Here is an 11,370-nt window from a genome sequence, read left to right on the forward strand (position 1 = left end):
CCGGCGAGCATGCCGCTCAGATGCACTTGAAATAGTCGAAGGGTTCCAGGCAGTCGCGGCAGCGGTGCAGCGCCTTGCAGGCCGTGGAGCCGAACTCGCTGAGTTGCTCGGTGTGCGTGCTGCCGCACTGCGGACACTGAATCTGCGGCGCTTCACCCAGCAGGCTGCGCTTGCTGGCGCTGCCCTCGGGCGGGGCGATGCCATAGGCGCGCAGACGCTCGCGGCCGCTGCCGGTGATCCAGTCGGTGGTCCAGGCCGGGGTCAGCCGGCGTTCCAGTTGCGGCGCAGCAAAGCCGGCCTGCTCCAGCGCCTGGGCGATGTCCTGCTCGATCACCTCGGTGGCCGGGCAACCCGAATACGTCGGGGTGACCACCACATGCAGGTGACCGGCCTGCCAGTCCAGGCCGCGCACGATGCCCAGCTCGACCACGCTGACCACCGGCACTTCCGGGTCCATGACCGCGTCCAGTACCGCCCAGGCCCGCGTCAGGTCGTCGGCCTGCACCGCCCGGGCGCCGCGGTCGCCGGCGATCAGCTCACCAGGTCGCATCGGGATAGGCCCTTTGCAGAAATTGCATTTCGGCCAGCAGCAGGCCCAGGTGCTCGCTGTGCAGGCCCTGACGGCCGCTCAGGTAGAAATAACTGGCCGGGGCTGGCAGTGGCAGGGTGGCGCGGGCGAACTGGTCGGCGACCTTGCTGTGCCAGGCGCTGGCGACTTCGCTCGGGTCCGGGGCGATGCCGGCCTCGAACAGGCGTTGCTCGACCTCGTCACCGGCGGTCAGCTCGACGGTGAAGCGCCAGACCTTGTCGACCGCCTTGAGCATGCGCGCATGGCTTTCTTCGGTGCCGTCGCCCAGGCGCTCGACCCACTCGCCGGAGCGGCGCAGGTGATAGGTGACTTCCTTGACCGCCTTGGCAGCGATGCCGGCGATGCGGGCATCGCTGGAGGTGCTCAGCCCGTGCAGCACTTGCAAGTGCCAGGCGTCGAACAGGAACTGCTTGGTCATGGTCACTGCGTAGTCGCCGTTGGGTTGCTCGACCAGCAGCAGGTTGCGGTAGGCGCGCTCGTCACGGCGAAAGGCCAGGTGATCGGCGTCGCGGCCATCAGCCAGCAGCTCGGCGGCGTATTCGAGCCAGTTGCGCGACTGGCCGACCAGGTCCAGGCCGACGTTCATCAGCGCCAGTTCTTCTTCGACCGCCGGCGCACCACCGCACCATTCGCACAGGCGCTGGCCCTGGATCAGGGCGGTGTCGCCCAGGCGCAGCAGGTACTGGATCAGATCGTCTTTTTCGCTCATGACCCATTCCTCACATGTGGCCGACTTCGGGCGGCAGCTCGTAAAAGCTGGCGTGGCGGTAGATCTTGTCGCTGGCCGGGTCGAACAGCGGGTCCTTCTCATCCGGCGAGGACGCGGTGATCAGCGCCGACGGCACCACCCACAGGCTCACGCCTTCGTTGCGGCGGGTGTACAGCTCGCGGGCGTTCTCGATGGCCATGGCGGCGTCGGCGGCGTGCACGCTGCCCACATGCTTGTGGTTGAGCCCGTGCTTGCTGCGCACGAAGACTTCGAAAAGGGTCCATTGGGACATGGCAGGGTTCTCCGCATCAGGGGTGCTTTATGGCTCAGGCGGCGTCGCGTCTGGCGTGTTGTTTTTTGGCGTAGGCCACGGCCGCTTCACGGACCCAGGCACCGTCTTCCATCGCCTGGCGGCGCTTGGCGACGCGTTCCTGGTTGCATGGGCCGTTGCCCTTGAGCACTTCGTAGAATTCCTGCCACTGGATCTCGCCGAAATCGTAGTGGCCGCGTTCTTCGTTCCATTTCAGGTCCGGGTCCGGCGCCGTGCAGCCCAGCAGCTCCAGCTGCGGCACGGTCTGGTCGACGAAGCGCTGGCGCAGTTCGTCGTTGCTCTGACGCTTGATCTTCCAGGCCATGGACTGGGCGCTGTTGGGCGACTCGGCGTCGCTGGGGCCGAACATCATCAGCGACGGCCACCACAGACGGTTGATGGCGTCCTGGACCATGTCTTTCTGGGCCTGGGTGCCTTCTTGCATCATGGTCAGCAGCAGCTGGTAGCCCTGGCGCTGGTGAAAGCTTTCTTCCTTGCAGATGCGCACCATCGCCCGTGAGTACGGACCGTAGGAGGTGCGCTGCAGCACCACCTGGTTGACGATGGCAGCGCCGTCGACCAGCCAGCCCACTGCGCCCATGTCGGCCCAGGTGAGGGTGGGGTAGTTGAAGATGCTCGAGTACTTGGCCTTGCCGTTGTGCAGCTTGGCGAATTCTTCGTCGCGGTCGGCACCCAGGGTTTCCATGGCGCTGTACAGGTACAGGCCGTGGCCGGCTTCGTCCTGGATCTTGGCCATCAGTTGCAGCTTGCGCTTGAGGGTCGGGGCGCGGGTCACCCAGTTGCCTTCGGGCAGCATGCCGACGATCTCGGAGTGGGCGTGCTGGGAGATCTGCCGGATCAGGGTCTGCCGGTAGGCGTCGGGCATCCAGTTCTTGGGCTCGATCTTGATTTCGGCGTCGATCTTTTCCTGGAAGGCGCGCTCTTCGGGGGACATCTCATCCAGCGACTTGATCCGCTTGACGCCGGTCTCGACCAGTTGTGCGTACATGCTGTGTCTCCAGCTCGGTTATCGGGTGGCTTGCGCCATGGATGTAGTTGTAAGCGATACCGAAAAAAATATCAAACGTAAATTTGTGTTTTGTTTTTGGTTTGTGTATCGCTTTGATGGGTTTTTCTTGGCTTTTAGGGGTTTTTGTTGGTTTCTTCGGGGTTTCATGGGTGTCCGCTTGGTTATATAAGCGATACGGAATGTGATTTCTATTGTTGGTTTATGAGTTTTTAATCCGTAGGAGCGACCAACGGTCGCGAAGGCGATGGGGCAGGCGATACAAGAGGGATGTCTTGCAAGAACGCTGTGTTCTGTCTGCCACAAAGGTTCCGGCCCTCTTCGGGCCGGAACCTCTCTAAAGGCCAGTCAAAGCAGCCCCGAACAACGCCGTATCAATAGGCGCCAGCCAGCACTTTGATTACCCATGACCGTAAGTCAGCCATCGCCGGCAAGCGGGCGCCGGCAAGCCGCCTCCCACAGGTGAGTGTCAGGCCAGAAATCCGGGGTTGCCATCGACCGCGCAGGCCTCACCCCCGGGGGCGATTGTCAAACACATGGCACGCCTTGCCCTCGGATCGCTTGAGCGCATGGAACGGCTGGATCAACACCCGCGAACTGATGCCGATATGCGTCTTGATCTGCCGCCCCAGCTCATCGGCCACGCGCTTCTGCTGGTCGGCCTCCATGCCTTGCAAGTCATGCTTGAGCTCGACATGCACATCCACGCTGTCCAGGTTGCCGTTGCGATGCAGGTGCAGCTCATAGACCTCGGCCAGTTGCCTGATCTTGAGAATCTGCTCCTCGATCTGCGTCGGGAACACATTGACCCCACGAATGATCAGCATGTCGTCGCTGCGCCCGGTGATCTTGTCGATGCGTCGCATCGGCCGCGCCGTGCCCGGCAGCAGGCGGGTCAGGTCGCGGGTGCGGTAGCGGATCATCGGCAGGGCCTCCTTGGACAAGGAGGTGAACACCAGCTCGCCCATCTCGCCGTCCGGCAACACGGCACCGGTGACCGGGTCGATGATCTCGGGGTAGAAATGATCCTCCCACACGGTCGGGCCGTCCTTGGTCTCGGCGCATTCCATCGCCACGCCCGGCCCCATGATTTCCGACAGACCATAGATGTCCAGCGCGGTAATGCCCAGTCGTTCTTCGATGGCGCGGCGCAGCTCGGCGGTCCACGGCTCGGCACCGAAGATGCCCAGGCGCAGCTTCAGATCATGCGGGTCGATGCCCTGGCGCTCGATCTCGTCGGCCAGGTTGAGCATGTACGACGGCGTGACCATGATGATGTCGGGCTGGAAGTCGCGAATCAGTTGCACCTGTTTCTCGGTCTGCCCGCCGGACATCGGGATCACCGTGCAGCCCAGGCGCTCGGCGCCGTAGTGCGCGCCCAGCCCGCCGGTGAACAACCCGTAGCCATAGGAAATATGCACCTTGTCGCCCCGGTGTCCGCCGGCGGCGCGAATCGAGCGTGCCACCACGTTGGCCCAGGTGTCGATGTCGTTCTGGGTGTAGCCGACCACCGTCGGTTTGCCGGTGGTGCCGCTGGAGGCGTGCAGGCGCACGATGTCGCTTTGCGGCACGGCGAACATGCCGTAGGGGTAGTTGTCGCGCAGGTCGCTCTTGCCGGTGAACGGGAATTTGCTCAGGTCGTCGAGGTGGTGCAGATCGTCGGGGTGCACGCCGGCTTCATCGAAGCGCTGGCGATACAGCGGCACATTGTCGTAGGCGTGCTTGAGGCTCCAGCGCAGGCGATCGAGCTGGTGCTGGCGCAACTGGTCGATGCTGGCGGTTTCGATGGGGTCGAGCAAGGCGGTGTTGGTGGCGATCATGTTCATGGTTCACTCGATTGTTTTTGTGCGGGCCACGGTGCCCTGAGTGTCAATGGCGAGGATACTCCCCGCGTCGGTAGTCATGCTTTTGTCTGCGTGTCAGAAGCTTGTGTGTTTCAGACCCGCTCGATGATCAGGGCGATGCCCTGGCCGACGCCGATGCACATGGTGCACAGCGCATAGCGGCCCTGGCGCGCTTCCAGTTCATGCAGCGCGGTAGTGATCAGGCGCGCGCCGCTCATGCCCAGCGGGTGGCCCAGGGCGATGGCGCCGCCGTTGGGGTTGACCCGCGGGTCGTCATCGCCCAGGCCCAGTTCGCGCAGCACAGCCAGGCCCTGGGCGGCAAAGGCTTCGTTGAGTTCGATCACGTCCATGTCGGCCAGCGACAGGCCGGTCAGGGCCAGCACCTTGCGGGTGGCCGGCACCGGGCCGATGCCCATGATGCGCGGTTCGACCCCGGCGCTGGCCATGCCCACCACCCGGGCGCGGGCCTTCAGGCCGTGCAGGCGGGCCGCTTCGGGGCTGGCCAGCAACAAGGCGCAGGCGCCGTCGTTGACGCCTGAGGCATTGCCGGCGGTGACGCTGCCGCCCTGGCGGAAGGGCGTGCCCAGCCGGGCCAGTTGCTCCAGGGTGGTGTCACCGCGTGGGTGTTCATCGTGCTCGACGACCTTGGCAGGGCCCTTGCGCTGGGCAATGGTCACCGGGACGATTTCCTGGGCCAGGCGACCACTGGCCTGGGCGGCAGCGGCCTTGTGCTGGCTGCGCAGGGCGAAGGCGTCCTGCTCGGCGCGGGACACGTTGAACTGCTCGGCGACGTTCTCGGCGGTCTCGGGCATCGAGTCGATGCCGTACTGGTCCTGCATCAGCCGGTTGACGAAGCGCCAGCCGATGGTGGTGTCGAAAAGCTCGGCGGCGCGGCCGAACGCCTGCTCGGACTTGCCCATCACGAACGGTGCCCGCGACATCGACTCGACACCGCCGGCAATCGCCAGCCCCGCCTCGCCGGTGCGAATGGCCCGTGCGGCACTGCCCACCGCGTCCATGCCCGAGCCGCACAGGCGGTTGAGCGTCGTGCCGGGCACCGTGACCGGCAGGCCGGCCAGCAGGGCCGACATGCGCGCCACGTTGCGGTTGTCTTCGCCGGCCTGGTTGGCGCAGCCGTAGAACACCTCGTCAATGTGGCTGAAATCCAGTTCCGGGTGGCGTTCGATCAGTGCCCGGATCGGCACGGCACCCAGGTCGTCGGCACGCACGCTGGACAAGGCGCCGGCGTAGCGGCCGATGGGGGTGCGGATGGCGTCGATGATCAGCGCGTCAGTCAAGGAATGGCTCATTGGGAAAGCTCCGGGTCGATCAGGGTGCCGCGCACTTGGTAGGACTTGCCATGGAACAGGGCGATCAACTGCCCGTGCTGGTTTTCGATGCGCACGTCGTAGTTGCCGGTGCGCCCGCTGCGGCTTTGCTCGCTGGCGGTGGCGGTGAGTTCGTCGCCCAGCCGGCCGGGTGCCACATAGTCGATGCTGCAGCCAAGGGCCACGGTGACGGCGTTATAGGTGTTGCAGGCAAAGGCAAAGGCCGAATCAGCCAGGGCGAACAAATGGCCGCCGTGGCAGGTGCCGACGCCTTGCAGCATGTCGGGACGTACGGTCATGACCATTTGCGCGTGGCCGGGGCTGATCGACAGCAGGCGCATGCCCATGGCTTTGCTGGCGGCATCGCGCTCGAACAGGGTGCTGGCGCAGGCTTCGGCCAGTTGTTGCGGGTCAGTGGTCATGCAGGGTGCTCCCTTGTTCGGCGCAGCGCCGCAGCAGCAACGAGGGGCGATAGCGCGCCTCGCCGTACGCGGCCTGCAGGTTTTCCAGGGTCTTGAGCACCGGCTCAAGACCGATGGCATCGGCCCAGGCCAGCGGTCCGCGTGGATAATTGACGCCAGCACACAGGGCCAGATCGATGTCGGCGGCACTGGCCACGCCGTGCAGCAGCGCGTCGCAGCCTTCATTGGCGAGCATGGCCACGGTACGCAGCACCACCAGTGCCGGGGTGTCGCTGAGCAGGCTGACCTTGAGCCCGGCGCGTTGCAGCAGGGCGATCGCCTGTTGCCGTGCCTGAGGTGAAATGCCGGCGGCGCAACTGATGGCCAGGCGTTCGGCGCGTTGGTAGTCCAGCGCCAGGTCGATCAGCACCAGGTTGTGCAGGCCGTCCTGGCGCGCGCGCTGGCTGGCCAGCCGGCCATCGCTGAGTGCCAGGGTGGCGTCGCCGACCCGCAGCAGGCCGTGGCCGTCGCGCCGGGTGATGGTGATGCCGGCCTGTTGCAGGCGCTCGACCAGCGGGCCCGCGATGCCCAGGTCGCCTTCGACCACGCAGCTGTCGACGCAGGCGGTGCTGTGGGTTTCAACCGGCTGCGGGCGCTCGGCGCCTTCGTGGTAGGCGTAGAAGCCCTGGCCGCTCTTGCGCCCCAGGCGGCCGGCATCGACCAGTTCTTTCTGGATCAGCGAAGGCTGAAAGCGCATGTCACCGTAGTAGGCGTCGAACACCGAGCAGGTGACCGCGTAGTTGACGTCGTGGCCGATCAGATCGGTGAGTTCGAAGGCGCCCATGCGAAAACCGCCGGCATCGCGCAGCAGGGCATCGAGGGTGGCGCAGTCGGCGGCGCCTTCCTGCAGCAGGCGCAGGCTTTCGGCATAGAACGGCCGCGCCACGCGGTTGACAATAAAGCCCGGGGTCGAGCGGGTGTGCACCGGTTTTTTGCCCCACGCCTGCGCCGTGGCGTACAGACGTTGGGCCAGGGCCGGGTCGCTGGCCAGCCCTGACACGATTTCGACCAGCGCCATCAGCGGCGCCGGGTTGAAGAAATGCAGGCCGATGACCCGCTGCGGATGGGTCAGGCCCGCCGCAATGCCGGTGATCGACAATGACGAGGTGTTGCTGGCCAGGATGCACTCGGCGCTGCAGACCGCTTCGAGCTGCGCAAACAACCCGCGCTTGACCTCCAGGTTTTCGACGATGGCTTCGATCACCAGGCCCGCTTCGGCCAGGTCTTGCAGGCTGGCCGCCGGTTGCAGGCGTGCGACCGTGGCGCGGCGGGCCTCGCCGTCGAGCTTGTCCTTTTCGACCAGGCGGCCCAGCTGCCGGTCGATGCCGGCAATCGCCTGGGCGGCGGCGCCTTCACGAGTGTCGTAGAGCCTGACCGGGTGCCCGGCCTGCGCGGCCACCTGGGCGATGCCGGCGCCCATGGCACCGGCACCGATCACGGCGACGACGGTGCGTGTATCGAGTGCGGTCATCGCTCAGCGTCCTTTGAAGGTGGGAGTGCGTTTGTTCATGAAGGCCGACACGCCTTCGCGGTAATCCTCGCTGCGCCCGGCCAGGCGTTGCAGGTCGCGCTCCAGCTCCAGTTGCTCGTCGAAGCTGTTACTGGCGCTGGCGTTGAAGGCGCGCTTGATCAGGGCCAGCCCGTAAGTCGGCTGGGTGGCCAGGTGGCGGGCGAGCTTGAGGGCTTCATCGCGCAGGTCGGCGTCGTCGACCACCCGGTAGATCAGCCCCCATTGCTCGGCCTGCTCGGCGCTCAGGCGCTCGCCCAGCAGGGCCAGGGCCTTGGCGCGGGCCGGGCCGACCAGGCGCGGCAGGTTCCAAGTGCCGCCCGAGTCGGGCACCAGGCCGATCTTGCAGAACGCCTGGATAAAACTGGCCGAGCGCGCCGCCAACACCAGGTCGCAGGCCAGCGGAATGTTGGCGCCGGCACCGGCGGCCACGCCATTGACGGCGCAGATCACCGGCAGTGGCAGGTCGCGCAGGCTGCGGATCAGCGGGTTATAGAACTGCTCGATCGACAGGCCCAGGTCGGGCATTTCGGCACCCGGTGCGACATTGCGGTCCGACAGATCCTGCCCGGCACAAAAGCCCCGGCCTTCGCCGGTCAGCAGCAATACGCGCACTTCATTGTGCTGGCGCACCTGCTTGAGGGCTTCGCGCACTTCAAGGTGCATCGCGGCATTGAAGCTGTTGAGCTGCTCGGGGCGGTTGAGGCTGAGAAGGGCGACGCCGTCCTCGATGGAAAACAGGATGTGCTGGAAGTCCATGGCTTGCGCTCTCTTATAGGAATGAGGGGTTACTGGCCGGTGAAGGTCGGCCGGCGTTTTTCCTGGAAGGCCTGGATGCCTTCGCGCCGGTCGGCCGTGCCGGCCAGCACGGTGAACGCCTGGCGCTCGAAACGCAGGCCGCAGGCCAGGTCTAGGTCTTGCGCCTTGAGCAGCGCTTCCTTGGCCAGGCGCACTGCCAGCGGCGCCTTTTCGGCAATGCTGGCGGCCACCTGCAGGGCGCGCTCGACAGTGAACTCCGGCTGGGTCACTTCGCTGATCAGGCCGGCGCGCTGGGCATGGCGGGCGTCGATCGGCTGGCCGGTGAGGACCATCTGCATGGCCAGTGACTTGCCCACGGCGTGCAACAGGCGTTGGGTGCCGCCGGCCCCGGGCATGATCCCCAGGTTGATTTCCGGCTGGCCGAAGCGGGCGTCTTCACCGGCGATGAGGATGTCGGCGTGCATGGCCAGCTCGCAGCCGCCACCCAGGCAGAAGCCGTTGACGGCCGCGATCAGGGGTTTGCGAAAGGTGCCGATGCGTTGCCAATAGCCGACGCGGGGATCATTGAGAATGCCCACCAGGTCGCGCTCGGCCATCTCGTGGATGTCGGCGCCGGCGGCAAAGGCCTTGCGGCTGCCGGTGATGACCACGACGCGGGTCTGGCTGTCGTGCTCGGCTGCTTCCAGTTCGGCGGCCAGTTCGCCCAGCAGCTCGGTGTTCAGCGCGTTGAGCGCCTGCGGGCGCTGCAGGGTGATCAGGCGCACGCCGGCAACAGGGGTGGTCACGGCAAGGGTGTGAGGCATTCGAGAATCCTCCGGCGGCACGGGCGGCGTCGTGTGCGCCGCTGATTATTGGAATGGGCCCACGCGGGGCCGTGCTGGGCTGAGTATAAGCATTAAGCGATACAAGACAATATGGTTTTTAATGATTTTTTGTGTCTTGATTGATTTTTGCAGAAGCGAAAAATAAAACGTTTTTATCTGTTAAGGCCGTCTGGATAGCGGTTTTTGCACGGTTTTTCGAGTGGGCCTGTATTCGATACGTCACTTGTGTTTTTCTGTGGTCAATTGTTGTGATACAAGAATTTAAAGCAGTTGCGATGCAGCGGCGTTTATTACAGGAGGATTTACCATGACCTGCTACAGCCTCGATGGCCTGACCCCGGTGGTCCACCCCACCGCTTATGTGCACCCCACGGCCGTCCTGATCGGCGATGTGATCATCGGCCCTGGCTGCTATGTCGGCCCGCTGGCCAGCCTGCGCGGCGACTTTGGCCGCATTGTGCTGGAGGAGGGCGCCAATATTCAGGACACCTGCGTGATGCATGGTTTTCCGGACAGCGACACGGTGCTGGGGCGCAATGGCCATGTCGGCCACGGCGCGGTGCTGCACGGCTGCCGTATCGGCGAGGATGTGCTGGTGGGCATGAATGCGGTGGTGATGGACTATGCCGAGATCGGCGCGCGTTCATTCGTGGCGGCCACCAGCTTCGTCAAGGCGCGCTTCAGGTGTGAGGCGCAGTCGCTGGTGATCGGCTCGCCGGCGGCAGTCAAGCGGGCACTCAGCGATGACGAAGTGGCCTGGAAACAGGCCGGTACCCGGGAGTACCAGCAGCTGGCCCAGCGCTGCCTGGCGTCGCTGGTGGCATGCGAGCCGCTGAGTGAAATCGAACCGCAGCGTGCGCGTATCAGCGACAGTGCATTTCGTCCCAAGGCCGGCGGTTGATGGGCAGGCTCGCCGCAATTGGTGCCGGGCAGGTATATTCGACGTCTTTATCGTCGTCGCCCGGTAGGCCCATGTCGTCCCTTGCTCCGTTGAACCACCTTATCCAGCGCTTTCAGGAGCGCACGCCGATTCGTGCCAGCTCGCTGATCATCACCCTGTATGGCGATGCCATCGAGCCGCACGGCGGCACGGTCTGGCTGGGCAGCCTGATTCAATTGCTCGAACCGATGGGCATCAACGAACGATTGATCCGCACCTCGATCTTTCGCCTGAGCAAGGAGGGCTGGCTGACGGCCGAGAAGGTTGGGCGGCGCAGTTACTACAGCCTGACCGGCACCGGTCGGCGACGTTTCGAAAAAGCCTTCAAGCGCGTGTACAACGTCAACGTGCCGGCCTGGGACGGCGCCTGGTGCCTGGTGGCGCTCTCGCAACTGCCGGCTGACAAGCGCAAGCAGGTGCGTGAAGAGCTGGAGTGGCAGGGCTTCGGTGCCATTGCCCCGACCATGCTGGCCAGCCCCCGCAGCGACAAGGCCGATGTCAATGCCACGTTGCAGGAGCTTGATGCGCTGGAAGACAGCATCGTGTTCGAGACCCGCAGCCAGGACGTGTTGGCGTCCAAGGCCCTGCGGGCGCAGGTGCGCGAGAGCTGGAACATCGATGAGCTGGGCAAGCACTACAGCGAGTTCATCAAGCTGTTTCGCCCGTTGTGGCAAGTGCTGCGCGAGCAGGACAGCCTGCGCGGCGAGGACTGTTTCCTGGCCCGCACCCTGCTGGTCCACGAATACCGCCGCCTGCTGTTGCGCGACCCGCAGTTGCCTGATGAGCTGCTGCCCGGCGACTGGGAAGGACGTGCGGCACGCCAGCTGTGCCGCAATATCTACCGGCTGGTGTGCGCCCGTTCCGAGGAGTGGCTGAATGCCGCGCTGGAAACGGCCGACGGGCCGTTGCCCGATGTGGGCGAGGGGTTCTACCAGCGGTTTGGCGGGTTGCGCTAGAAACAAGCCTACGCACAAAACCGTGGGAGGCAGCAACTGTCTGGCAATCACGGGTTTACAAGCGCTGCCGATCTGTCGGCTGTCCTGGCCTCATCGACAGATCGCCGCCCGCAGCA

Annotated in this window: 12 protein-coding genes; 2 read left to right on the forward strand and 10 right to left on the reverse strand. The window is 65.1% G+C overall.

Going from position 1 to position 11,370, the window contains the following annotated elements; genetic code table 11:
- Nucleotides 1-16 precede the first annotated feature (16 nt).
- The 10 genes from paaD to paaF all read right to left on the reverse strand — a co-directional run bounded on the left by paaD (nucleotide 17) and on the right by paaF (nucleotide 9,337).
- Nucleotides 17-550, reverse strand: a complete 534-nt coding sequence (gene paaD, locus ASF84_RS12805) for a 1,2-phenylacetyl-CoA epoxidase subunit PaaD (protein WP_056838845.1) — start codon at nucleotides 548-550, stop codon at nucleotides 17-19.
- Entirely contained in the window at nucleotides 537-1,298 is a 762-nt protein-coding gene (paaC, locus tag ASF84_RS12810) for a 1,2-phenylacetyl-CoA epoxidase subunit PaaC (RefSeq protein WP_056838847.1), read from the reverse strand. The genes paaD and paaC overlap by 14 nt, the downstream gene beginning before the upstream one ends.
- Before the next feature lie 10 nt (nucleotides 1,299-1,308).
- The gene (paaB, locus tag ASF84_RS12815) at nucleotides 1,309-1,590 is read right to left on the reverse strand and encodes a 1,2-phenylacetyl-CoA epoxidase subunit PaaB (protein WP_056838849.1); all 282 of its coding nucleotides are present in this window, start codon (nucleotides 1,588-1,590) and stop codon (nucleotides 1,309-1,311) included.
- A 34-nt stretch (nucleotides 1,591-1,624) separates the two neighbouring features.
- Nucleotides 1,625-2,617, reverse strand: a complete 993-nt coding sequence (paaA, locus tag ASF84_RS12820; protein WP_056838851.1) for a 1,2-phenylacetyl-CoA epoxidase subunit PaaA — start codon at nucleotides 2,615-2,617, stop codon at nucleotides 1,625-1,627.
- Between the two features lie 527 nt (nucleotides 2,618-3,144).
- Nucleotides 3,145-4,461 carry a phenylacetate--CoA ligase PaaK gene (gene paaK / locus ASF84_RS12825; RefSeq protein ID WP_056838853.1) on the reverse strand — a complete coding sequence of 439 codons (1,317 nt, stop codon included), beginning with the start codon at nucleotides 4,459-4,461 and terminating at the stop codon, nucleotides 3,145-3,147.
- Between the two features lie 110 nt (nucleotides 4,462-4,571).
- Complete coding sequence (gene pcaF, locus ASF84_RS12830) at nucleotides 4,572-5,789, reverse strand: 3-oxoadipyl-CoA thiolase (protein WP_056838855.1); 1,218 nt, start codon at nucleotides 5,787-5,789, stop codon at nucleotides 4,572-4,574.
- The gene (gene paaI, locus ASF84_RS12835) at nucleotides 5,786-6,229 is read right to left on the reverse strand and encodes a hydroxyphenylacetyl-CoA thioesterase PaaI (protein WP_056838857.1); all 444 of its coding nucleotides are present in this window, start codon (nucleotides 6,227-6,229) and stop codon (nucleotides 5,786-5,788) included. Before paaI ends, pcaF begins: the two co-directional genes overlap by 4 nt.
- Nucleotides 6,219-7,739 (reverse strand): 3-hydroxyacyl-CoA dehydrogenase PaaH, encoded by a 1,521-nt coding sequence (paaH, locus tag ASF84_RS12840; protein WP_056838859.1) that lies wholly within the window; start codon nucleotides 7,737-7,739, stop codon nucleotides 6,219-6,221. Before paaH ends, paaI begins: the two co-directional genes overlap by 11 nt.
- A 3-nt stretch (nucleotides 7,740-7,742) precedes the next feature.
- On the reverse strand, nucleotides 7,743-8,534 hold the full coding sequence (paaG, locus tag ASF84_RS12845) for a 2-(1,2-epoxy-1,2-dihydrophenyl)acetyl-CoA isomerase PaaG (RefSeq protein ID WP_056838860.1): 792 nt from the start codon (nucleotides 8,532-8,534) through the stop codon (nucleotides 7,743-7,745).
- 29 nt (nucleotides 8,535-8,563) lie between these two features.
- The gene (paaF, locus tag ASF84_RS12850; RefSeq protein ID WP_056838862.1) at nucleotides 8,564-9,337 is read right to left on the reverse strand and encodes a 2,3-dehydroadipyl-CoA hydratase PaaF; all 774 of its coding nucleotides are present in this window, start codon (nucleotides 9,335-9,337) and stop codon (nucleotides 8,564-8,566) included.
- 328 nt (nucleotides 9,338-9,665) lie between these two features.
- On the opposite strand from paaF, the gene paaY reads away from it, so the two are divergent.
- Both paaY and paaX read left to right on the forward strand, forming a co-directional pair.
- Nucleotides 9,666-10,259: a phenylacetic acid degradation protein PaaY gene (paaY, locus tag ASF84_RS12855; protein ID WP_056838864.1), complete on the forward strand. Its 594-nt coding sequence runs from the start codon at nucleotides 9,666-9,668 to the stop codon at nucleotides 10,257-10,259.
- 71 nt (nucleotides 10,260-10,330) lie between these two features.
- Nucleotides 10,331-11,254 (forward strand): phenylacetic acid degradation operon negative regulatory protein PaaX, encoded by a 924-nt coding sequence (paaX, locus tag ASF84_RS12860; RefSeq protein ID WP_056838866.1) that lies wholly within the window; start codon nucleotides 10,331-10,333, stop codon nucleotides 11,252-11,254.
- Nucleotides 11,255-11,370 lie beyond the last annotated feature (116 nt).

The sequence above is a fragment of the Pseudomonas sp. Leaf127 genome, assembly GCF_001423155.1.
Taxonomy (GTDB): Bacteria; Pseudomonadota; Gammaproteobacteria; order Pseudomonadales; family Pseudomonadaceae; genus Aquipseudomonas; species Aquipseudomonas ovata.

Coding starts and splice junctions, on each gene's coding strand:
- pcaF (WP_056838855.1), bottom strand. CDS start 5,789: ATGAGCCATTCCTTGACTGACGCGCTGATCATCGACGCCATCCGCACC.
- paaI (WP_056838857.1), bottom strand. CDS start 6,229: ATGACCACTGACCCGCAACAACTGGCCGAAGCCTGCGCCAGCACCCTG.
- paaG (WP_056838860.1), bottom strand. CDS start 8,534: ATGGACTTCCAGCACATCCTGTTTTCCATCGAGGACGGCGTCGCCCTT.
- paaA (WP_056838851.1), bottom strand. CDS start 2,617: ATGTACGCACAACTGGTCGAGACCGGCGTCAAGCGGATCAAGTCGCTG.
- paaH (WP_056838859.1), bottom strand. CDS start 7,739: ATGACCGCACTCGATACACGCACCGTCGTCGCCGTGATCGGTGCCGGT.
- paaY (WP_056838864.1), top strand. CDS start 9,666: ATGACCTGCTACAGCCTCGATGGCCTGACCCCGGTGGTCCACCCCACC.
- paaB (WP_056838849.1), bottom strand. CDS start 1,590: ATGTCCCAATGGACCCTTTTCGAAGTCTTCGTGCGCAGCAAGCACGGG.
- paaD (WP_056838845.1), bottom strand. CDS start 550: ATGCGACCTGGTGAGCTGATCGCCGGCGACCGCGGCGCCCGGGCGGTG.
- paaK (WP_056838853.1), bottom strand. CDS start 4,461: ATGAACATGATCGCCACCAACACCGCCTTGCTCGACCCCATCGAAACC.
- paaF (WP_056838862.1), bottom strand. CDS start 9,337: ATGCCTCACACCCTTGCCGTGACCACCCCTGTTGCCGGCGTGCGCCTG.
- paaC (WP_056838847.1), bottom strand. CDS start 1,298: ATGAGCGAAAAAGACGATCTGATCCAGTACCTGCTGCGCCTGGGCGAC.
- paaX (WP_056838866.1), top strand. CDS start 10,331: ATGTCGTCCCTTGCTCCGTTGAACCACCTTATCCAGCGCTTTCAGGAG.